Here is a 22611-nt window from a genome sequence, read left to right as displayed (position 1 = left end):
CCTCTAAATTATTAGAGGGGTAGATTTTTAAAGAAGGTGCTCATTTGAGAAAAGAAACTGTTCCAATTGATATGTCCTCTGAACAAAAAACAATACTAGGCTTTATCTCTATAAGGCAACTTATCTACCTCATCATTGGCGGGGCCATTTTATATACATATATCCCCATAGTCTTTAACATATTCCCGCATTTTATCGTCGGTGGGATAGCTGCTCTTATTTCAGCAATTCCCACACTGGTTTTTATTTTCATATTTGGTTTTTGGAAAAAAACAAAACTTCATCTAAATTTTGACCACTATTTTCTAATTAAGCTTAATTACGGAAAACAGATAGGCATTTGGCGGAAAGGTAGCCGTTCTAAAAATTGGAAGGTGACTAATAAATGATTGAACTTATCGTAATGGCAATCTTCGGGGTTGTTGCTTATGTATTTTACAAAATGATGTTGAAGGAGCCCATTCTCCCTTGGAAAGAAAAAAAAGTTTATGAATCAGATACCCCATCAAATAAAAAGAAACAAAAAAAGAAAAAGCATGAGGTTTCAGTCGAAGAAGAGCCAAAGCTTTTTCAAGAGTTATTTGATGAAGTAAAGGACATATCAAACCATATGATTAGGTTTAACGATAATTCCTTCACCATGATAGCTGAAGTTGAGCCGGTCAATTACTTCCTTAAGAGCCAAGATGAACAGGAAGCGATCGATATGGTTTTTGAAAGTTGGTTAGCTGCCATTAATTACCCTGTACAGTTTTACCTACAAAATCGTTTTATAGATATTTCTGAACCGGTCCAGCAAATGAAAGAGAGCATGAGAAATTCAGAAGACCTTAATGAAGCAGCATTAAGTTTTGGCCAATCAATGATTGATGACTTACAAAATTGGCAATCACAAACACCACGTTATGAGACTAAGAGATATCTCATATTTAGTCATAAAATCAACGCAAAGGACATTTCAGCTGATTCAGCTGAAGAATTAGAAGAAAAACTTGTTGAGAAATCATTTGCTGAATTAATGAGGAGATTGAATGCCGCTAAATCTCAATTAAGGAGAGCGGAAATGAATGTTTCTCTTCTTCCTACAGAAGGGATTTATGAATTGCTTTATCACACTTTTAATCGTCGAAAAGCAGTAAAAAATCGTTTCAAAGATTTAGTAGAAACAGAAAAAAATGCATTGTACGTAACAGCTGAGCAGACTGATGAACATATTGAAGCGGTTAAGGAGGCTATTGAAGAAAATGAATTTAACCAAGAAGAACAGCGAAAAGAAGATCGAACAGAAGAAGGCCAAGCAAGTTAAAGAAAGTAAGGTTAAAAAGAAAAAACAGTCCGGTAAGGATGAAGCGATCTCAGATCATCAAATGGTGACTAAGCCTACAATGTGGGACATTATTTCCCCTGAAGGCTTAAAAATTAATAGTGAAGATTTTGGAATAATAAAGCAATCTCTAGGAACCAAAACATATTTCCGTCCAATTTATATTCCAAGAGACGGCTATCCCAGAAAAATGCAGACTAATTGGCTCTACAATCTTTCTTCAAGTGGAGAAGTAGACGTTCTAATTGATGTACATAAAGTAGGAAAATCAGATGCCATTAGAACCTTACAGCGGCAAATTACAATGCTCCAGTCGAACTTAACCTTTCAGACTAAAAGAGGAAACATTGATCAAATTAATGATTTGGAATCTAAAATTCGAGACACAGACTTACTTATGAGCGAAATACAGTTCTCCGAGAATGACATGTATAACGTTAGTTCGTTAGGGGTTTTATATGGCCAAAGCGAGAAGGAACTAAATAGGTACAGTGAAGCCATCGAGGATGAAATGAGCAGTCAATTCTTCTCTTTAGTCTCGACCTGGGGCAGAGTCAAAAAAGGTTTTAAAAGTGTTATTCCTTTTGGGAAAAATGAGATTCCGGATTCATTTCGTAATATTGACCGCCGTGCTTTATCTACCTTCGCTCCCTTCATTAGTGGCAGCGGTAAATACATGGGAGGTATTCCATTAGGAATAAATAAAATTACTGGCCAATTAGAGTTTATCAATAGTTTTGGGAATGAAGAGTACCGTCCACAAAACTATAACATGTTTGTAGTTGGTATATCTGGTTCAGGTAAATCAGTAACTCTTAAGCTCTTAATTGCTCGGGAATTAACTGGTGCAAATATCTATAGCAGATTAATAGACCCAGAAGGTGAATTTGTTCGAATCACCAGACGATTAGGTGGTATCAATTTAAACATTAGTGAAGAAGAAGATATTTGCATTAATCCTCTCGCTATTAACTTTACTGACGTCCCAATGGATGAGCAAGATGAAGAGTTAGATTTATTAGAAGATACTGATGAACGAGAAGTTATTGAAAAAGAGGGGAAGAAATTTATTCGGTTTGTACCTCTTAGAGAAAAAATGAATGACATTCTGGACTTTTTCGATATTATTTGCCGCGGTAAGAATTCGGAAGATCGAGGCCTTGATGTTTTTGAGAGAAACTATTTAGAAGAAGCAGTTCAATACATCTTTAATGAAAAGTTAAAGCTTACATCTCATCCTGATTCCTTATTCAGCAACGAGGTAGTTCAAGTTGACAACCAATTGATCCAATCAAAAGTAAGGAAACCGGAACCGACTATATCTGATGTGTTCGAATACTTAAAAGATCATTATGAGGAAGAGCCAAAAGCTCTAAGATTAATAGCCGCCATTCGCCCCTTCTTAAGGGATGGCTCAAAGCCTATCTTCGATGGACAAACATATCTTGGCAAGGGAGTTACCCAATCATTGCAAGATGCAAGGCTGGTTAATTTTAATATTAGCCAAATGGAGGAAGGCTTTTTACGCCCAATTGCTTATCATGTAATCCTGAATTATTTATGGGAGCATTTTGTGAAAAATCTAGATAACGCAACAAAAAAGAAATTTGTTTACGCCGATGAAGCTTGGACATTAATCGATTCTGAGCAAACAGTCAGTTTCCTTGAAAAAATGGCACGAAGAGCCCGTAAACGAAACACAGGTCTTCGATTGGCAAGTCAGGACTTTGTACGCTTTGTTACAAATAACAAAGCTAGAGGGATTCTACAAAATACACATGCTTATCTATTCCTTCAGCAAAACAAAATTGATTTGAAAGTTATTAAGGAAAACTTTGACCTTAGCGCTGGTGAAATAAATATCTTATTCGGGAATCCGGATAAAGGTGAAGGAATTCTTCGGATGGGAAAAAGCTCCGTGTGGTTACAAACAAATCCTAGTGAGGAAGAATTATTCTTCATTGAATCTAACCAAGCAGTTTATGAAGAACAAATGAAGCGAAAACAACTCATGGAACAGCGTTAGAAGGGGGTGGTGGTCCTTGCAAGATAAAATTATGGATATATTTGAGTCCCTATTTGAGAAGATGCTCGAATGGATATTGGGTCCCTTTAAGGATCTAGACACTCTTAAGGGGCTCGTTTATGACACAGGAAAAGAAGAATACTATTATGGTGTTTTTAATGAGGATCAATTTGGTGTTATAGCTCAAGGTATGGCTGTTATGCAGTCCTTATCTGTAGGGTTCATTTTAGTTTCTATTATATTAGCAGGTATGAGAATATCCTCTTCCGGTATAAATCCTTCTAACAGGACCTATACATTTGAATATTTTAAAGACTTTATTCTTGTAGCTATATTGTTTTTTAACTTGAGCACAATTTTCGAAATTATGTACTCCGTAAATGAAATGTTTGTTTCGACATTCTCAAGTGCAAAAGAAGTCATGGATGGAGATATTGCGAAACAGGCTACTACATTTCTAAAGCAAGGTGTTCTAGGGGGATTAATAATAGGATTGGTACTTCTTGGACTTTCAATATGGGCAAACTTCTATTATATGATGCGTACCCTTACACTAATGATTTTAACCATAATGTCGCCTTTGGCAGTGGCTCTTTACCTTATTCCGCAAACGAAAGGTATTACCGCTGGATTGTTTAAAGAATATGCAGGAACTGTATTTGTTCAATCCGTTCATGCCGGGGTATATTGGGTAATTGCAGCAATTGCTGGTGCGAATCCTGGTATCGGAAGTATCTTACTTTACATCATCTTTATTCCTGTTACGGAATCAATCAGATCTCTTTTAGGTTTAGGAGGACAGATGAATGACCGGTTAAGTAAAACGGCAGCCATGATGGGTGGTTCTGCACTAATGGGTGTTGCTGGTGCAGTTAAAGGGGCCTTAAGTGGACAATCTGTCGCTCAATCATTAAGAAGTGCTGCTGGCCAGGTAGCTAAAAATGCTAAAGGCGGAAAAGATGGTACTGAAGAAGACGGTGCAAAAGGTCTCCTTGCAGGAGCTGGAACAGACATAGGTTCTACCTCAAGAGCAGAAAGAATGCTAAAAGCTGGAGAAATTTTTTCAAAAGGCGGTAAAGCTGTCTTTGGAGCCGCCGGAGCTATTGCTGGTTCACCGATGGGTCCTGTCGGTTCAATTGCTGGCTCAACTTTAGGTTTTAGTGCTGGTGGTGCAATCGGTGGAGTAGCGGGAAGAGCGGGTATGGCTGGTGCAGAATTATTGGCAGACAGAGCTAAAGCTGGTTTTAAGGCGGGGAAAAACAAGTTTGATGGTTTAAAAAATGCTGAAGCTCATGCAGATGAAAAATTAGCTAATACCCTTGCTGATAAAGAAACCTCTCAATGGGCTGGTGAAAATAAAGATGCATTTCTAAAAGATATTAAAGAGCGTTTCCCTGATGCCACTGATCGCGAAATCAATCAAATGTGGGATAAACAAGTTGCGTCTAAGCAAAGTGATTTTCTCGAAAAAGCAAGGTCAACAGTAAAAGGACTTAAAGCACAAAATGGGAAACTTGCAAAAGCTTCAGACTTAGTAGATTCCACCGTAAATAACCTGACTAATGATTGGGCAAGAAACAATGAAGATACCTTTAAACAAAATTATGATGCCGCTCATCCGTTGCCAGCAAATGCTACGGAAGCTGAAAAGAATAAACATAATCAGAATAAAAATGAAGCCTGGAATCAGAAGATAGCTGAAAAGAGAAATGCCATAAATGGTGTAGTCTTGGCTGCAGCTTCTAAACTCGGATTTGGCAAGTTAGATGGCCAATCTTTCATTAATAAGGATGACTTTATTAGTGAGGTTGGCAATCAAGTCGGTAGCGTTCTTGGCATGAATGGGAAACAAGAAAGTTTAGGTGCCGTTAAGGATGCAATCAATAGCGTTAACTTAAATCGTGCAAAAGCTACAGATTTGATAAATACTTCTGTTGGTGGCCTAACAAAAGAATGGGCCAGTAAAAATAAAGAAGCATTTATGAGAAATTATGATAATGAAAACCCCTTACCCACGAATGCTTCTACAGAAGAAAAAACAATGCATCAACAATCTAAAGAAGCTGCCTGGAATCAAGCACTTGGTCAAAAGCAAAATGCTATTAAAAATGCTGCCATTTCGGTTGCCTCCAAACTAGGGAATGGATCTCCAGTTGATTCATCCTCTATTAATAAAGAAGAGTTTGTAAATCAGCTTGGAAATAAAGTAAGTTCCATTACCGGTTTTAATAATCCTGAAAGTATTCAAGCAGTCAAAGCTGCGACTAATGGAGTTAAAGTGGGACAAGCTCAGGGTTCTGAATTAATCGGTGCTACTGTAAGCAATTTGACAAGCAAGTGGGCTAAAAATAATCGTGAATCCTTTATGAAGAACTATGATATGTCCAACCCATTGCCTGCAGATGCAAGTTCAGATACTATACAAACCCATAACCAAAATCGGGAAGTTGCTTGGCAAAATACGGTTGCTGGTAAAAAAAACACAATTAGTCAGATTGCTAGTAAGGCCGCTTCTAAATTAGGATATATCCCTTCTAGTACCAATTCTTACATTAACAAGGACGACTTTGTTAATGAGGTTGGAAATGAAGTAGGCGCGGTAATTGGAGCGGGTCAAAGCGCTAGCCTCCTCGCTGTTCGTGGAGCTACAAGTTCCGTAAAGAACGCTTCACTGTATTCAGGGAAGTCGGTAAATACACCATTCTTACGTAATCAATTAGCTTCAATGCAAACAAACAAGCAAAGGGACGCTTTTGTTGAACAGCATATTAGTAGCAACCCTGGGGCCACCAGACAAGAGGCTGTTCAAGAATGGAACACATCACATGCACCATATCAATTTCAAAAGAACTTAAACGCGTTAGCCAATCCTGTAAGCGGACTCCCTAGGCATATACCTTTAGACCATCGGTTAATCGGAGGAGGTAGTTTCGTTAGAGGAGCATCTGCTTTAGGTGCTGGTGTTGCTAGTGGAGTCCTTGAAAGTACGGGTATTATTTCTGGTCCGAAAGCGGTTAGCAAATTTGTTGGTGATTCTAAATTGGGCACTCTTGTTAGGTCTTTACCTGTTGAAACAAGAACAGCATGGGAAAATAGAGATCCAATTCAAAATCCAGTAACAGCAGCTGTTGATTCTGTTGGATTAGGAATTAAACAGTCGTGGGATGCTGGAAGGAACCACATCGCTCAAAATGTATTAGAAAAACAATCAGGCTTCAGAAATGCTGTTGCTTATACCACAGGCATGATTGGTGGTGTAAAGGGTTATAAAGCCGGAGCGAATTATGCAGCTGGAGGAACACAAGTAACTAAAGCATTTGGCTTAAAAGGATGGAATCCATATAACAACGCTGTTAATCAAAAATCTCCGGATGTTGCTGAAATATCTGAGATAGAACAAATGGCTCAAACTATAATTGGGGATGATGGCCAAAAAACACTTGCATCTGGAGCAGTTCGAATGGTTACTACTAAGGGTCAAACAGTCCTTCAAGTAAGAACGAAATCGGGACAGCTTCAAACAGTTTCTCGTATTGGCTCGGGTGATTCTTCTTTAAAAAAGGGAGACACCCTTTATCAAGATTTATCAATTCAAGATGGCCAACTCACTCCAACTTCTAATGTCTACCAAGAAGACAGTGGAGGAGGGAGGGTTAATTTAAACCGCACAATAAATGTTAACCCTAATAAACTGGTAGCTAATAGGAACACACCTAAAACTCCAAGGGTTGTAAAAGAAGTACAAAGCTATAACCAATTGGTAGATAGCGGACAGTATTATTTAAAGAATGCAATGAGTGAAATGTCCAACATTGAAATGATTGTTGACAGAAATCGAAGCTACCTTCAAGGAGTAAAGAATGGACAAACCTACCGCATTTCTCCTTATGGACCGGGTGATACAAGAATTAGCCCAGATGAAACTCAAAAGATCACCTGTGAGATGAGAAATAATAAGCTGATTCCAAATAATACTGATGGTTATACTACTTCATTAAAACCAGAGGATTTAGTCGCTTATCGTCCAGCTAACAAACGAAATATGATGAGAAAACAGAATGACAAGTTCAGAAATAAAGCATTTGTGGAAGGCTTGAGGTGATCGCATGCTGCCTTCACCTCAAGAAAAAGAACGTGATCCATCCGTATTAAGAAAATATGCTGAACATAAGGCCAAACAGCAGGGCAGGAAAGTAGCTAAAAAGCTAGCTAAAAAAGGAGCTAAATTTGCAGTTAAATTAGCTAAATTCGCGGCAAAAAAGTTTGTCTTGCTACTTGGAAAAGTACTAGCTTGGCTAGTTGGAGCTGTTGGCCTCCCTGTTATAGGGATAGCTTTAGCGGTAATTGTTGCTCTTATTGTTATCTCATTAGCCTGGAGCTTCATGTTCGGTACAGGCGATGGACTAGAGGGTGAAGATAAGAAGATTCATGAATATATTGTGCAACAGGCAAATGGCACAGTAAATATGAATAGTTCACTTGAAAGACCCTATCGCGTACCCGAAAAACTAATAGCTGCCACTATTCAATTAGATGCTTTCCAAAAAAATGATGATATTAAAAGCGTCATTAAAAAAATGGCCAATGCTCTTGCTCCTACATTTGATTACGGTCAATATGATGAATGGAAAGAAAAACAGGTCACGGTATGTGAAGATGGAAAATGTAATGCTGGACCTGTAAAAAGAACCTCTAATATGGTTACAAAATTAAACCATGTAGAGTATTGGAATGGAACAACAACTTTTACGTACACACCTAAAGTCACTCCTTGGAAAACTAGTGAGAAGATCACATACCGGGAAGAAAAATATAAAGAAAAAGTAAAAGAAACATACACCGTTACTGTAGTGGAGTACTATATCGAATATGAGACACGGCCCTATACAGTTACCGAATACGTTCCTTACGAAGAAAAAATTGCTGTTGTAAAACTTGATGAAAACGGTAGAAGGTACGTAGAGTATATAACTGTTACAAAGTATAAAAAGGTAACTAAAACAGAGTATAAAAAAGTTCCTGTCAAAAAAGCTAAATCAAGGGAAGAAGAAAGGGTTAGAGAAGTAGAAGTCGAGAAAGTTCGAAAAATAGAAGTAAAAACAATTACTAAAACACGTCAACAATATTTCGAGTCCTCTAAATCTACTATTACTGATTATGCTACTTTTGATAGTATCCTCAATTCTTATGGGCTTGGTCTAACCGATAAAAGTATAGTAGAAGCAAACTATATGTTTATGGGAGGAACTATTGCTTATACAGATTGGCTTCAAACGATGGGAACCGGAGGTAGCTTCGGTGGTTCCCCTGGCTTTGACGGAACTATAATACCTGGTGCAGGTGTACCTCCACAATACATGCCTTTCTATCGATCTGCGGAAAAGAAGTATGGTGTTGATTGGTATGTATTGGCAGCTGTACATTTTGTTGAAACTGGATTCAGTTCACATAAAACTATGGTTTCATCTGTTGGCGCTGTTGGACACATGCAGTTCATGCCCGCAACATGGGTTGGCTGGAAGTACAATATCGGCGGAGGACTCGTTTCGTCAAGTCTAGATATCACCAGTCCAGCAGTCATTGCTGCTGGAAATGGATACGGAAGAGATGCCCAAAATGACGGCAAAGCAGACCCTTGGGACATGGAAGATGCCATTCATACCGCAGCATATTACCTATCAAAAAATGGATATGCAAAAGATGCAAGAAAAGCCATTTGGCAATACAATCACGCAGATTGGTATGTTAATAAGGTACTATCAAACGCAGAGAAATTTAAGACTGCAGCAACCTATGAAGGTGGTGGAGATACTCCTCCATTAAAGCCAGGTAGCTTTATGAGGCCAGCTATTGGTCCTGTGTCTTCTCCTTTTGGAGCAAGATGGGGAACGGTACATTATGGAACTGATATCGCTTCTGGGGGTAAATCCAAAGTTCCTATCGTTGCTTCTGCAGATGGGACAGTTAGCCGATCATATTTTTCTTCATCTTATGGAAACGTTGTTTTTATTAAGCACAACATTAATGGGCAAGCTTATGAAACAGTTTATGCTCATATGACCAATAGAGCAGTGAGTCAAGGTGCAAAAGTCAAGCAAGGGCAATTTTTAGGCTATATGGGAACGACCGGGAATTCAACTGGAGTACACTTACACTTTGAAGTACACAAAAACCAGTGGACACCCAATAAAGGGAATGCGATGAATCCGGCATTAGTTGTTCAATTTTAATAAATGAGGGGGATTCCCCCTCTAACCAAAGGAGAATCAGTATTTGTGAAAAAGCTAGGGATTGCAACTATTATCATTACTAGTATTTTTATTTTAATGGGATGTTCCTCAAAACAAAATGCTACAGCAAGTTTAAAGGTAACTGAAGAAAATAAATCCTATCTAGAAGAATATGATAAGTCCTTACAAGTATATTTTGATCAAATGACATCAATTTTTAAGTCCTTTAATAATTCATTAGATGGCTTATATACTGAACAATACAGCCGTGAACAATTCGCAAAATCTATGAAAGACAATATAGAAATATCAAATACACTAGTTTCTGATGTTGAAAGTTTAGATGTAGAGCCCGAATTATTTGAGAACCATCAAAATCTTATAGCGCTAATTAATCGCTCTCACGGACTTTTGTTAACTGCTATTGATATGGCCAACACTGAAGAAAATGAAATTGATAAAAACTATCTAAGAACTGAGTACCAAGAAATTAAAACGAATCAAGCATCTATCAATAATGAATGGAAAATACTAAGAAAGAGTCTTGAAACCTCAGACGGAGAGACACCTCAATAATCATGAATAAAAAATCTGCCGCTTTAATATCAATAATGGCCATTTTAGGTGTTTCTTTGTTTATCTATCTAGATATCAATTCAGACAAACAAAGGATTGAGTTAGACGCTACTAAAGAAGAGGTACTGAAGGAAATAAAAGATTCAAAAGAATACACTGAGAAAACAATTCAATTAGCGGAAGGTAACGACCAAGACATTGGTTATTTCCATCCAGAACATGCTGAGCATGAAGGAAAAGAAGATCCCAAAAAAGATGCCATAAAATATTTTATTGCTGGGCTTCTTAGCAACAATACCGACATCTTTTTATCTAGTTTTTATGTAGAGTCTATCTCTCAAGATTTATTTAAGAGTAAAAATCCCGATAAGGATGCCGTTACTAAAGAAATAATGGATAAAATTTCTCGCAATGGTACTCTAAAAGAGATTTTGTATAAAGTAAATAAAGGGTTCTTAAATACAGATAGCAACACAATCTCACTAACCATTAAATACGACGATCAAAAAGAAGCCACGGTAAATTTTGATCTTTTAACTTTATCAGACTCTCACCATGAGGATGAAATAGGCACTTACGTAATAACTACTTCTGCTTGGGATATCATTAAACAGATAGAAGCCAGCCTCCAATAACAGGAGAGCTGGCTTTTAAATTACATTGGCTTTATCACATTTTTAGCTGTGTTCCAGGAGCCAAAATGTTTATGGAAGGTGGTACTTCTAGGCAAGTTGTTCTCAGAAGCATATATATCCCACTTTGCCATGCTTGATGTTAAAAATATATCCTTATGCTTAAGTGCTATGCGTATTAGATCATCTTTTGATAAATTAATCTTTTTTTCCTTGTTAAGAATTTTTGTAATTTCCTCGTAATCAAAAAATTTCTTTATAGTCTTGTAAGTCGGAAGTTTATTCTCTTTTGCATAAACATCCCATTGTGTACGATTTTGGAAATTGGGAGCATGGTTTTTGAGTATATCTTTAATGTCTTTCTTTGTATATGTCGGTTTTCTTTCACGTTTATTCCCAACATATTTCCTTACTTCACTCCATGTTCCAAAACTCTTTATAAGCGTCTTAGAAGAGGGTAAAGAATGTTCCCTTGCGTATAGATCCCACACAGATTGGGTCCTAACATGATTCTTATGCTTTTTGACTATTGTACGTATCTCGCTTGGAGTATATGATGTATTTGTTACCGGAAGCCCTAGCTTACGTTTTAATTCATTCCATGACCCATAATTAGCGATCAACTTATTTGAATCTGGTAAACCAACACTTTTTGCATATGAGTTCCAATGTGCAGCAGTTGTTATTTCCGATTTGTGTTGTTCTAATTGATTTATTAATTCCTCGTTATCCATACATTGCCTCTCTATTGTACTCTTCCTTCAGATTGTAACATCATCCTTACTATCTCTTCATTGGAAGCATTGAAATTTGCTATTTCATGGACTGCTTCATTGAATCTTTCTTTATTTGGAGTAATAGAAATGGTTTTTTCTAAATTATCCTTTTTTTGAAAGTATGTTGACTGTATTTCATCAATGTATTTTCTATATTCATCCCGGTAACTAAATTGCTGAGATTTCGCTTTAATATCCTTATGGCTATTATCAGAGTGATAGAAAGTAATCCGATCAATTGGGACTGGCTGAATACCTTTACCTGGGTAAATCTCTTCTGGCTTAATATCTATCTGAAATGGCCCAATACCAAATTCTGAGCCATTGCACCGTTTCATAATGGATTTTATTCCCCATAGGCCAGCACTGAAATTCTCAGTATTTAAATAATATGGTTTTGGAAAAACAAAAAATACTTCGTTTTCCTCCGTTACCCCTAATAAGAATAAATGGTCTCCCTTAGTAGGAATTCGGTTCAAATACCTTATTGCCTCATCTTCAGTAATTTCATTATAGTTCTCCTTTATGATATCAATTGGAGTACTATTAGCTTCTTTATATTTTCTCATTCGTTCTCTTTTTCGTTCTTCCCGGACTTCTTTCGGAGTGAATATAGTCTCGAAAAGTATCCAGACAAGATAAAACGGTAAGGCAATAATACTGATAAGAAGACCCAATATTAAAATACCGATATCACTAGAGCCAACCATTGATACAATAATTCCTAATACTAATAATATAAACCCGAGTACTACAAACAAAATGCAGATTCTAAATACAACCATAAAGATGCTGAATCCAGTCATATAAGATTCACCTTCATATATGAGACCCCATTGATCGAGAAAACTTATCAAACCGATTGCTTCAAAAATAGGGACGATATGATCCCATTGATAAGCAGCAAGTAAAACAATTCCTATAAAAACTAAACCAGCTAAACCTGTTTGTTTTCCCCTGTTATATTGCAATGCTGCATTAGCCGCACTAAGCAAAGTGTTCATCCTATTCACCGCCAGTAAATAATACAAAATAAATTCATTTTAAATTACACCGTTTTATAGTGTTTATTATATTACCTTATTATGTTAGGGTCAAGAAAATTCAGACTTCGAAACCTCCAATATGGTTACTTTACAAGCATTTGGATAACTTGCCACCAATTATATAAGGATACTATCGAAGGTATCTGTTAATGTTGAAATGAGGTGGTATGGATGTTTGTTTCACCAATGTTATTGCATAAATTTAATCCTCCATTCGATGAGCTTCCATTTGATGAAAATGAATATATCTCCGAATTAAAAATAGATGGGATTAGGTTACTTCTATCTAAATGGGATAACGTTATAAAACTATATACTCGACATGGAAATGAAATAACAGGGAAGTTTCCTGAGCTCCTGAATATAGACATCCCAAATGGAACGATCTTATCAAGACTAAATTTAAAAAAACTTAATAATAACTAGGTGTTAAATATATTGGTCATGAATAATATGTTGAACAGTTTAACGTCGCTCACTTAAATGAAAAAGTAATAATAAAAAAGCTCCTAAAAAGGAGCTTTAACCAGCACAACAAGATAATTTTGACACATCTTTATCAAACGTAAGGGCAGCCAGCTTCAATCCTTCGGCCATTGTTAAATATGGAGCCATCGTTTCACGGAGATCCTCTACAGTTAAACCGAATTTGACAGCCAGTGTTGCCGCATAAATCACGTCTCCTGCGTTTTCAGCTACAACATGAGCCCCTAACACTTTTAGTGTTTTCGCATCCGCCACCAGTTTAAACACGCCTGTTGTTTCCCGATTAACCAAGGCTCTTGGAACGGCATCTAACGGTAAGACGGATGTTTTCACTTCATATCCTTTTTCTTTTGCCTGTTGCTCCGTCAAACCAACCGTTGCTATTGCTGGAGCAGTGAACGTAACCCCAGGAACAACCTCTAAATTCAGCTTTTTGTTCAGTCCTCCGATGGCATTTTTCGCAGCCATTCCACCTTCATAAGCTGCCACATAAACAAATTGAGGACCAAGCGTCACATCTCCTGCTGCATAAATGCGTGCATTCGTCGTTCTAGAATACTCATCAATCACGATTTCGCCACGAGAGCCTACTGTTACACCTGCTGCCTGTAAATTCAAAGTTGCGGTGTTCGGTGTTCTTCCTGTGGCTACCAGCAATTGATCTGCTTCAATGATTCGCTTCTTTCCATTAACCTCGACATGAACCTTTTTAACGTCCCCATCTTGTTCGATTCGTTCAAAGGATGCTCCTTTCACTAAATTGACCCCTTGTTCTGTTAAGGCTTGTGTAATGGCTTCTGAGATTTCAGGATCGTATTCCTTTAACAGACGCGGGCTTCTTTGCATCAATGTGACTTCTGAGCCAAGATTGTGGAATAGTTGCCCTAATTCCATGCCGATATAGCCGGAGCCGATGACGGTAAGACGCTTTGGAACCTTCTTTAATTCAAGCAGCGTGGTGCTTGTTAAATAATCGACCTCATCTAGTCCGGAAATATTTGGCATGGCTGGGGAAGCACCTGTCGCGATTAAGAATCGTTTGGCAGATAACTTCATGCCATTCACTTCAACGGTTTTTTCGTCCACGAATTTCGCTTCGCCTTTGATTAACTCAAATCCATAGTCATCAATTAAATCCACATACTTTGCATTTCGAAGATTCGTCACCAGCTCGTTTTTCTGCTTTATCAATGGTGCCAAATCCACATTATCGGCTGAAGTGTGCAATCCCACAAATGGATTGTTTCTTGCTATATGATTGATTTCACCAGCTCTTAACAGTGTTTTTGACGGAACACAGCCGATGTTCACGCAAGTTCCACCTACTGTTCCACGTTCGATGATCGCCACTTTTGCGTCATATTTTACGGCTTCAATGGCAGAAGAAAAGGAAGCCCCACCTGAGCCAATAATGATGTAGTCATAGTCGTAATTACCTTCATCACCTAAGCTTACATCTGGCTTTTCTTGCGATTGTGCTTGTATTTCTTCTGCTTCTCCTGGTTGATATTTTGCATCAGCAATTGCTTTTTTGGCTGTTTCCAGCTTTACATCATTCGGCAATTCAAATACAGCTTCTCCACGGCCAAAATCGGTGTTAATTCCCTTTGCACCAATATTTTCAAGAGCGACAGCTACATGTTGTTCACAACCAGTGCAGGTCATTCCTTGAACATTCATCCGATACATCCTCATTAAATTACTGGTCATTTCAGGTTTTTGAACTTCTTCTGCTTGTCCCGGTTGATAGTTTGCGTCAGCAATCGCCTTTTTTGCTGATTCAACCTCCACATCATTAGGAAGCTCAAATATAGCTTCACCACGACGAAAATCGACTTCAACCCCCGTAGCACCGGTGTTCTTAAGCGCTATTGCTACATGCTCTTCACAACCGGTACATGTCATTCCTTGAACGTTTACTCGATATCTTTTCATATCAAATTCCTCCTTTACTCGATTCCAAGCCCGAAATCTGAAACTGCTGTCTTGATTGCCTGTAAATCCGTCTTCTTATCATCAAAGGAAACCGTTACTTCTGCCGTGCTTCCACTGACTTTAATGGTCGATTTACCAACGCCCTCTACCTGTTCCATTACATCTTTTACAACAGAAGGTGGACAACAATCCATTCCCAAAACGGTGAATGTCCCTGTTTTATTTGTTACAACTGTAGTTTTTTCTTCCTTCTGAGGATCTATAGTATTTTGTGCTTCTTTTTCATTGCTACACGCAGTAACCAGTAACAGAAGGGATAATAGCATCATAATCCTGATTATTTGTACCCTCATATAAAGCACCTCATTTTTAAATTCCACCTTCAACTAGAAATAAAAAAAGAAACATGCCGAAAACGAAAACCGTCGTGATCCATAAGCCAAGGACAGAACTTTTTCTTTTTCCCTTTCTCCCATAAACCATATAAAAGGAGTAAGCAAGAAGAATGATGGTAACAATGCTGAACATTAACCGATATTTTAGTGAGTAAAAAGCTAATGCTCCAGCAAACCCAGTTAGTCCTAGAGGTATGAAAATAACTGGACCCAGGCAGCATGCAGCCATAGCAAAAGCTGAAAATACAGTAGCTAACTGTGATACTTTTTCCTTCATGATTTAAACCTCTCCATACTGCAACAATCATGCATTGCTGTTTCTTTCTTTGCCTCATTTTTTGTTTCTGGATCAGCTTTTCTCCAAACCTTGAACAGGGCAAAAACAAATAACAGGCCCATCACTATGAAAATTACATCTTTAAATTCCATGAAATAGGATCCCAGAGCTGTACCTGCGAACAACGGAAGGAGTAAAAAGAGGTGACACGGGCATGTAATTAGTGCAACAAGTAACCAAGCTGTACTTTTAATTGTTTTTTTCATCTTGTTTCACCTCTTTATTTATTCATCAACGTTTCAATAATGGGACATTCGTAAATGTCTTTGTTTTCAGGACATCTTTCTTTGAGGTCCATCAGCATTTGTTCAATTCTTTTGAGGTCTTCAATTTTATGCTGAATGTCCTCTATCTTAAGAACAGTGAAATCATACATATCACTGCACTTTGCTTCATCACGATCGACAACTCCTAATAATTTGTCAATTTCATTTAAGGTAAAGCCCAGTTCCTGCATCCTTTTTATGAAATTCACTCGATCTACCGTTTGTTGAGAATACGTACGGTAGCCATTTTCGGTTCGAACAGGCTCTGGAATTAAGCCTAAACGCTCATAATATCTAATTGTCTCCTTGTTAACGCCGCACTTGTCAGCCAGTTCTCCAATACGAAATTGCATATATTTCACCTCAGATAGAGTATACACCCTGTACTTAGGTACAGGGTCAATATATATTGTACTTCATTGCATGAAGTTCTACTCAGCATTAGATCCAGATAACGTGCCGCCAAATATAGCAGCACCAACCTCATAGGCTTCCATAAGAGTCAGCTTGACCTTCGCCATCGTTGAATTTTTTGCATTCGCTTTTTGCCAATGTTCCTCAGAGCAATAAAATTGTATGGCTGGACAACAGCTGGCAGAAATGGACATTGGCTCACTCGGTCCACAAGAAGAATCGCAGCATGCGTTGGCAGTATCCATTGTTCCCAAGCCTACTACAACGGTGCCAAGATTGGTAACGGGAACGTTGTCTTTCACATGGATGGTGATCTTTTCACCGCAAAATGCACATTCAGACTCAATCACGGCATCCGTAAACATGGATGGAATGCCTAGAGCATCAATTGCACACATGGAATAAGATGGTGCCATACCAGCCAATGTGACTCGATGCGGGGTGGGAACTCCAGAGAAAGGATATGCCACTGTGACATCTCCAGATTTGTGGTCCCAGTGAACTAGGTCCAATTCCCTCAAACGCTGAAGAGCAGAGTTCATATCGATTTTGGCTTGTTCCTCCATTGCGGTTATATTATTGATATTGACTATTTTTCCCTCTGCCATGGAAAGAAGGATATCTGTACGAATCAGGTTTTCGGCAGGAGACAGGTTACTGATTTTTTCCTCAAATCCTCCTTTTGGCAAACCGAGTGATTGTAACACCTGGTCCTTTATTGAAGCATTGATATGATTTTCGCTCATGTTGTTGCGTCCTTTATTGTGTATTTAAGTTATTATTCTTTTATAGTTTAAACCTCGTACTATGGTACAGGGTCAATAATTATTTCTTGAAATTTTATTTGAACTTTCTGCTCTTACCTCTATGCAAACATGGAGGGAACTGTACAACAGTTATGAAAAAGAAGTTGCTTAAATCAACACCCAACAGTTCCCATAGACTTTTTACCTATTGACCCATTAAAATTATATTGGGTGATTTCATGTCATTTATTACACCAATGTTATTAGAAAAAACGGATCAGCCATTTTATGATACAAACTATATTTTTGAGCCAAAGATGGACGGCATTCGCTTACTTGTTAGTAAAGTAGGTGATCAGACCCGCATGTGGACCCGGCATAAGAACGAGATAACGCAACGCTTTCCCGAATTACTTGATGTGCCGGTAGATACTGACGTTATCCTAGACGGAGAGCTCGTTTGTGTAGACCCTGAAACTGGATCAATTGATTTTGAACTGATAATGGAACGCTTTTCTGCGAAAAAGTCGGACAAAATCAAAATATTGCAAAAGCAATTGCCGGTTGAGTATGTCGTTTTTGATATTCTGCACTATGATGGAACAGACTTACGCTCCATACCTCTTTTAGAACGTAAGGCTATTTTGGATGAAGTAATGCATGAAAATGCTTTTTACAAGAAAATTAGCTATATTGAGGATCGGGGTACGGATTTATTTGCTGCAGTCGAACAGATGAAGTTGGAAGGCATGGTATGTAAGTATAAAAACAGTAAATATGTCAGTAAGAGAAGTAAGCATTGGCTTAAATTGATCAACTGGATGTATGAAGACGTTTATATAACTGGATACCGGAAGGATGAATTTGGATGGGTGTGTTCCCGGAAAGAGGGAGAAAACTTTCGTCCGATAGGGACATTAGAACTTGGGACAACACCACAGGTACGACAGGCGTTTTATGCTATTTCTAAACAACTGATTACACGAGAAGATGATAAGTTGGTTGAACTGGAACCAGTTATTAGATGTCGTTTGAAATTCCGAAATTATACGAGGAAAGGACTGTTACGCACACCTTCCTTTGTTAAGTTTCTATATTAAATAAAACGCCAGGGGAAACCTGGCGTTTTATTTAATATAAGAGGTGTCTTTTGCACCTTGGATTTAATTGGAACGAGAAAGAGAAGGGGCACTCAGCTTATATCTTCTTGTAGACTTCTGCATACGCTACCTTTAATTGGTCTCGTAAATCCTTGTTCTCATGCTCTAATCGCTTAACTTTCCGCTTTAACGATTCGATAATCGCGTCTTTATTATTTTCATGCATTTCAGACTTAACCTGCTTTGCAGAAGGGCTCTTTATCTGCTGCTGACGTAGTGTTTCAATTCGCTCACGTAGTGCCACATTATTGTATAGCGTAGCCTTTGCCACTCCGGCCTCACTGGCTACACTATTAAAATTAATTGCTTGATTAGCTCTAACGAGCCTTTTAATAGCCTCATCTACTTTACTTATGGTAATGGCTTTTCGACTTTCGTGGATTTGCTTTAGGTGTTTCTTGCGGTCATATGCTGCCATATTATACTCCTTGCATACGTTTTATTCTTTCCATTCGTCCAAATATTATATTTCCTTGTTTAATCGTATTATAAATATCCTGTAGTCTCTCTAAATTCTTCTGATTTTTTTGTGCTATTTCTTCACGCCCATATTGTTTCGCTACTTCAACCATTTTAGAAGTGGATTGAATGTGAATTTCATATTTTGCTACATCCATTTCTGAAAGGCCTACTGCCAGGTCCTTACATGGGCTGCCACCATTACATGTTAAGCAAGGGGGTTCCTCTGCATAAGGGCAATTTCCATTTAATCTCGCTCTACAGGATCCGTAAGGATTGTCAATTGCGGTTAACTTGTGGTTTAGCCAAAGCATTTCCTTTATTTCTTCCGGTATCTCTTCATCTTTATTAACTTCGTACATATTACCGTTTAAATCGAAACTAAAAACTCCGTCAGTAACCGCCTTTTCATATGCTTTACGCTTTGTTTCATCTAAAAGTTTAGCATATACCATTGTCATCTCCGGTGACGAGTGGGCGAGTAACTCTTGCACTGTGAAAATATCGGTACCGCTATTTAACAGTTTTATTGCAAAGGTATGTCGAAACTGATGCATTTTAAAATGAAATAGGTTCCCAATTTCGTCGGTTATAATCTTTCTTCTAGCTAAGAGATTTAACTGGTCAGAAACCCATCCTTGTTCATAAGCTTTTCCTTTCCTTTTCCCCCTATATCGAACAAAAATAAAGTCTTCAGGATTATTCTTTTGGTTGCTGTGTTTTTTTGCATTATCTATTAAAACTGCCATTATATTTGCTAATTCTTCATCGATTGGAATCATGTGGCCTTTTACATATGTTTTCTCTATATCGGTTACTATACTGAATTTCCCATTTAGCAAAACCAAACAGTTTTGCTTTAAACCTAACACATCAGATATTCTTAAACCTGTTTTAAATGCAAGCCATACAACTGGTTGAACTTCTTTATGTAGATGGTCTATATTTTTAAATAACTGTTCCAATACAAACAGGGGGTATGTAATCGATGGTATCATGCGATTTTTTTACTTTCCTTGGTTTATCACCTGGCAAAATTAATAGATCAACAGGTAAAGTAGGAGCCATATGACTGTTGTTATAAAAGTGCAAGTCTCTTATAAATTGATTTACAGCTGTAAGTGATTGACGCTTGTATCTATTAGGGTTTGCATCTTTTCTAGTGTGACCTTTTACATATTGACTTAACCACTCAATATAGCCTTCAATATGTTGTCGCGAAAGCAGTTTTAAATCTTTCCAAGTAGGTTCCATGTGCGATATATAATTAAGAAATTTTCCTATCCAACCCACATAAGTTCTAGCTGTAGACCACGAAAAATTATTTTGCGCTAAAATTCTTTGTTTAAAATAGGATTTCACGGCTTCTCTAAAATAAGAGTTTTCAATTGTAGAAAAATTCACCAAATAATCATTTTTACTAGGATTATACTCTATGTCATATTTTTTTATTAACATCCTAATGTCCCAAATATCTTTTTCCCATTCATCCCGATCGTCTAAAACAGTTGAAATACCCTCATAAAATCGCCCCAAAAACATAAAAATTGGAGATTTTATTTGATAAACTTTGTCTGATACCTCTTTTAATTCAGTCTTTATTGTTTTGATATTATTTTTTTCTAACCACGCTCTCCATCTATCATTTAAGACTGGAAATTCTACTGATAGTATTGATTTAATGTTAGGAAACTCTTCATCAATAAATGTTTGTAAGTTTGTCATGTAATTAGAAGTGCCGGCCATAAAAGTACCTAGAGCCCATTCGGTAGAAAATAACTTATTTATACAAAAATATTTTAATTCTAATTTTATATTCTCATTTTTGGTCTTAAATTTTATATTTACTTTTAATCCCTTATACTTCTGAAAATCATTGATAAAGTTCGAGATTGTCCCAAAAGTCCTTACGTTCCATATGTCCATATCTACAAAATAGTTAGTGATTTCATCTATGTGGTTGAAGGGAGAAACTTCTACTAAGTTTTCTTGAATAACCTTAGAAATATGCTCTCGAAAAATACTATTATAATCTTGTGTAGTGTAATTGAAAATGTTCAGCTCTGTCATATACGATTACTTAAGCCTCCGTTGATTGTATAATGAATGAACTTTTTGCCTTTTCCCAATTCTCACGAATTTCATCTTCTGAAGGATGTAAATATAAATTTGCTGTTGTCTGAATATGTGCGTGACCTAAACGTTCTTGCACTTGTTTAAGATCATTGGTCTGTTTGTAAAACATGGTAGCGTGTGTATGACGAAGTAAATGAGGGTGAATTTTGAAAATACCAGTTTTTTTCCTCAAACGTTTAAATAATGAAGAAACATCTTGGTAATTCATAGGCTTTCCAACACTAGCACCGCGAATTTTGATGAAGACAAAATTGCTATGTAATTCCAGTTCATCTAGCACCTCGTATAAATAATCGTCGTACAAATCCATTAATTCTTGAGAAACATAAATTTCTCTTTCCCCAGTTTTTAATTTTGCTCCATTTTCTAATTCCCCACGATCCACCAGCCGAATTCTATGTCCTTTAATATGGTCAAATACAAAGTCTTCCAAAAATAGAGACAATACCTCACCGATACGTAATCCTGTTTCAAATAATAATTGAATTAACAACTTATCCCGGATATTTTTCGTTGCTTCAATAAGTTGTAGAACTTCGTCTTTTACTAAAACACTAAGTCTTTGTTTCGGTTCTTTTAATTTAAGTATGTTCCGGTTAACAGGCTTTCCTTTGTTAACGTGGAAAAGAAAATCTTTAAATTTGTTTCTCCCCCCTGAGAAAACTTGTTTAAAAGCAGGGTCAACCATATTGCTGCTAATAGTGTTATTACGGTATAGGTAGTCGTAAAAGTTTAAAATAACTGTAATTGTTAGATTGATTGTTTTTTCGGTTTTTTTTGATTTTTTGGGCTGTATTGGTGATACTTTAATGTTTTGATAAGGATTCCTTAACCATCCAATAAATTCTACTAAATCATCTAAACAAACTGCTTTGTAGTCTTTGTTATTGTCGTGTAAAAATACAAAGTAGTGCTTTAAAGCATAACAATAAGTTTTTTGTGTATTGCTACTTTTCTCTGTTATGTCCAAATACTTTAAATACTTCATAACAGGTAGTACCGGGCATCCATGTTGATCAATTAGCATGTATCGCTTGCTTAAACCTTCTAAGATAACTTCTTGAACCCTCAAAGAGAATGTTCACCTCCTGTTTTGTTAACGCTCGGTCTAAGGACCTCACGACGCCTCCCGCTGTGGGCTACGCCCTCAGAAAAATAAATTAATATTAAACATAATATACTAAATTAATTTAGTATAGATATACAGTATATTATGAATAAAAAAGAGGATAAAACGTTATATATTAAACATTCCATCCTGTAATTATTATAGTATAGTTAAACGATCCTGGATGGAGAAGTAGTTGTGCCTGGTCCTGGAGGTAAACCTGATTTCGAGGAAACAATGAGCAGATTTCAAGCGGGGAGAAATGGAATACAACCCATACAGTATTGTGTATTCGATATTATCTATCTTGAGGAGAAAAGAATTACACATTTACCTCTGCTCAAGAGAAAAGAACTATTAAAATCATTAATCAAACCTTCTCAATATATAGCACCGGTCGAATGGACAACCGGAAATGCGGAAGCATATTTTAATTTAACCAAAGAGCATGGACTAGAAGGGATTGTTATAAAAAAAGCACACTCCCTCTATAAATATTGATATAACAACGGTTTGACCCGTTGGTGGGATGTCAAAAAAATATTTTTCGACATATACC

The 22611-nt window shown here is 37.2% G+C and carries 21 protein-coding genes and 1 pseudogene; 10 read left to right on the top strand and 12 right to left on the bottom strand.

Translation table 11 applies throughout. The features are described 5' to 3' along the window. Nucleotides 1–44: 44 nt before the first annotated feature. The 7 genes from AC3WTL_RS23370 to AC3WTL_RS23340 are packed head-to-tail and all read left to right on the top strand — an operon-like array spanning nucleotide 45 to nucleotide 10791. A complete protein-coding gene (locus AC3WTL_RS23370) occupies nucleotides 45–389 on the top strand; it encodes a PrgI family mobile element protein (protein WP_019380452.1) in 345 nt (114 codons plus the stop codon). Then, nucleotides 386–1306 (top strand): hypothetical protein, encoded by a 921-nt coding sequence (locus AC3WTL_RS23365; RefSeq protein WP_492370114.1) that lies wholly within the window; start codon nucleotides 386–388, stop codon nucleotides 1304–1306. Before AC3WTL_RS23370 ends, AC3WTL_RS23365 begins: the two co-directional genes overlap by 4 nt. Further along, a complete protein-coding gene (locus AC3WTL_RS23360) occupies nucleotides 1245–3350 on the top strand; it encodes a VirB4 family type IV secretion system protein (RefSeq protein WP_009336130.1) in 2106 nt (701 codons plus the stop codon). Before AC3WTL_RS23365 ends, AC3WTL_RS23360 begins: the two co-directional genes overlap by 62 nt. A 16-nt stretch (nucleotides 3351–3366) precedes the next feature. Beyond that, nucleotides 3367–7452, top strand: a complete 4086-nt coding sequence (locus tag AC3WTL_RS23355) for a hypothetical protein (RefSeq protein ID WP_492370113.1) — start codon at nucleotides 3367–3369, stop codon at nucleotides 7450–7452. A gap of 4 nt (nucleotides 7453–7456) precedes the next feature. Beyond that, nucleotides 7457–9580 carry a peptidoglycan DD-metalloendopeptidase family protein gene (locus AC3WTL_RS23350; RefSeq protein ID WP_034297894.1) on the top strand — a complete coding sequence of 708 codons (2124 nt, stop codon included), beginning with the start codon at nucleotides 7457–7459 and terminating at the stop codon, nucleotides 9578–9580. Nucleotides 9581–9625: 45 nt separating this feature from the next. Beyond that, a complete protein-coding gene (locus AC3WTL_RS23345; RefSeq protein WP_019380456.1) occupies nucleotides 9626–10156 on the top strand; it encodes a hypothetical protein in 531 nt (176 codons plus the stop codon). A gap of 2 nt (nucleotides 10157–10158) precedes the next feature. Beyond that, complete coding sequence (locus tag AC3WTL_RS23340) at nucleotides 10159–10791, top strand: hypothetical protein (RefSeq protein ID WP_009336138.1); 633 nt, start codon at nucleotides 10159–10161, stop codon at nucleotides 10789–10791. Between the two features lie 20 nt (nucleotides 10792–10811). On the opposite strand, the gene AC3WTL_RS23335 is transcribed toward AC3WTL_RS23340, so the two are convergent. Further along, complete coding sequence (locus tag AC3WTL_RS23335) at nucleotides 10812–11522, bottom strand: hypothetical protein (protein WP_009336140.1); 711 nt, start codon at nucleotides 11520–11522, stop codon at nucleotides 10812–10814. An 11-nt stretch (nucleotides 11523–11533) separates the two neighbouring features. Continuing rightward, complete coding sequence (locus AC3WTL_RS23330) at nucleotides 11534–12568, bottom strand: hypothetical protein (protein ID WP_009336142.1); 1035 nt, start codon at nucleotides 12566–12568, stop codon at nucleotides 11534–11536. 213 nt (nucleotides 12569–12781) lie between these two features. On the opposite strand from AC3WTL_RS23330, the pseudogene AC3WTL_RS23325 reads away from it, so the two are divergent. Next, nucleotides 12782–13000, top strand: a pseudogene (locus AC3WTL_RS23325) (ATP-dependent DNA ligase); the annotation flags it as partial. 132 nt (nucleotides 13001–13132) lie between these two features. On the opposite strand, the gene merA reads toward AC3WTL_RS23325, so the two are convergent. The 6 genes from merA to AC3WTL_RS23295 all read right to left on the bottom strand — a co-directional run bounded on the left by merA (nucleotide 13133) and on the right by AC3WTL_RS23295 (nucleotide 17189). Further along, nucleotides 13133–14791 (bottom strand): mercury(II) reductase, encoded by a 1659-nt coding sequence (gene merA, locus AC3WTL_RS23320; RefSeq protein ID WP_061794233.1) that lies wholly within the window; start codon nucleotides 14789–14791, stop codon nucleotides 13133–13135. A 254-nt stretch (nucleotides 14792–15045) separates the two neighbouring features. After that, entirely contained in the window at nucleotides 15046–15384 is a 339-nt protein-coding gene (gene merP, locus AC3WTL_RS23315; RefSeq protein WP_061794232.1) for a mercury resistance system substrate-binding protein MerP, read from the bottom strand. Nucleotides 15385–15400: 16 nt separating this feature from the next. Continuing rightward, the gene (merT, locus tag AC3WTL_RS23310) at nucleotides 15401–15703 is read right to left on the bottom strand and encodes a mercuric transport protein MerT (protein ID WP_061794231.1); all 303 of its coding nucleotides are present in this window, start codon (nucleotides 15701–15703) and stop codon (nucleotides 15401–15403) included. After that, nucleotides 15700–15969, bottom strand: a complete 270-nt coding sequence (locus AC3WTL_RS23305) for a hypothetical protein (protein WP_061794230.1) — start codon at nucleotides 15967–15969, stop codon at nucleotides 15700–15702. The genes merT and AC3WTL_RS23305 overlap by 4 nt, the downstream gene beginning before the upstream one ends. 14 nt (nucleotides 15970–15983) lie before the next feature. After that, nucleotides 15984–16382: a mercury resistance transcriptional regulator MerR1 gene (gene merR1, locus AC3WTL_RS23300; protein WP_061794229.1), complete on the bottom strand. Its 399-nt coding sequence runs from the start codon at nucleotides 16380–16382 to the stop codon at nucleotides 15984–15986. Nucleotides 16383–16460: 78 nt separating this feature from the next. Further along, nucleotides 16461–17189, bottom strand: a complete 729-nt coding sequence (locus AC3WTL_RS23295; protein ID WP_061794228.1) for an alkylmercury lyase family protein — start codon at nucleotides 17187–17189, stop codon at nucleotides 16461–16463. Nucleotides 17190–17428: 239 nt separating this feature from the next. Between AC3WTL_RS23295 and AC3WTL_RS23290 the strand changes: the two genes are divergently transcribed. Beyond that, nucleotides 17429–18289 (top strand): ATP-dependent DNA ligase, encoded by an 861-nt coding sequence (locus AC3WTL_RS23290; RefSeq protein ID WP_061794227.1) that lies wholly within the window; start codon nucleotides 17429–17431, stop codon nucleotides 18287–18289. 97 nt (nucleotides 18290–18386) lie between these two features. Here AC3WTL_RS23290 and AC3WTL_RS23285 read toward each other — a convergent pair whose 3' ends face one another. Genes AC3WTL_RS23285 through AC3WTL_RS23270 form a run of 4 tightly spaced genes read right to left on the bottom strand, consistent with a single transcriptional unit; the run spans nucleotide 18387 to nucleotide 22016 of the window. After that, nucleotides 18387–18767 (bottom strand): DUF6262 family protein, encoded by a 381-nt coding sequence (locus AC3WTL_RS23285; RefSeq protein WP_061794226.1) that lies wholly within the window; start codon nucleotides 18765–18767, stop codon nucleotides 18387–18389. 1 nt (nucleotide 18768) lies between these two features. Further along, entirely contained in the window at nucleotides 18769–19806 is a 1038-nt protein-coding gene (locus tag AC3WTL_RS23280; protein ID WP_492370112.1) for a tyrosine-type recombinase/integrase, read from the bottom strand. Further along, on the bottom strand, nucleotides 19757–20878 hold the full coding sequence (locus AC3WTL_RS23275) for a hypothetical protein (RefSeq protein WP_492370111.1): 1122 nt from the start codon (nucleotides 20876–20878) through the stop codon (nucleotides 19757–19759). The genes AC3WTL_RS23280 and AC3WTL_RS23275 overlap by 50 nt, the downstream gene beginning before the upstream one ends. A 10-nt stretch (nucleotides 20879–20888) precedes the next feature. Further along, entirely contained in the window at nucleotides 20889–22016 is a 1128-nt protein-coding gene (locus AC3WTL_RS23270) for a tyrosine-type recombinase/integrase (RefSeq protein WP_251612862.1), read from the bottom strand. A 213-nt stretch (nucleotides 22017–22229) separates the two neighbouring features. Between AC3WTL_RS23270 and AC3WTL_RS23265 the strand changes: the two genes are divergently transcribed. Beyond that, entirely contained in the window at nucleotides 22230–22553 is a 324-nt protein-coding gene (locus AC3WTL_RS23265) for an ATP-dependent DNA ligase (RefSeq protein ID WP_492370120.1), read from the top strand. Nucleotides 22554–22611 lie beyond the last annotated feature (58 nt).

The organism is Cytobacillus sp. EB106-05-05-XG126, from assembly GCF_058791715.1.
The sequence above is the reverse complement of the archived record's forward strand: the minus strand, read 5'-3'. Positions and strand labels throughout refer to the sequence as shown.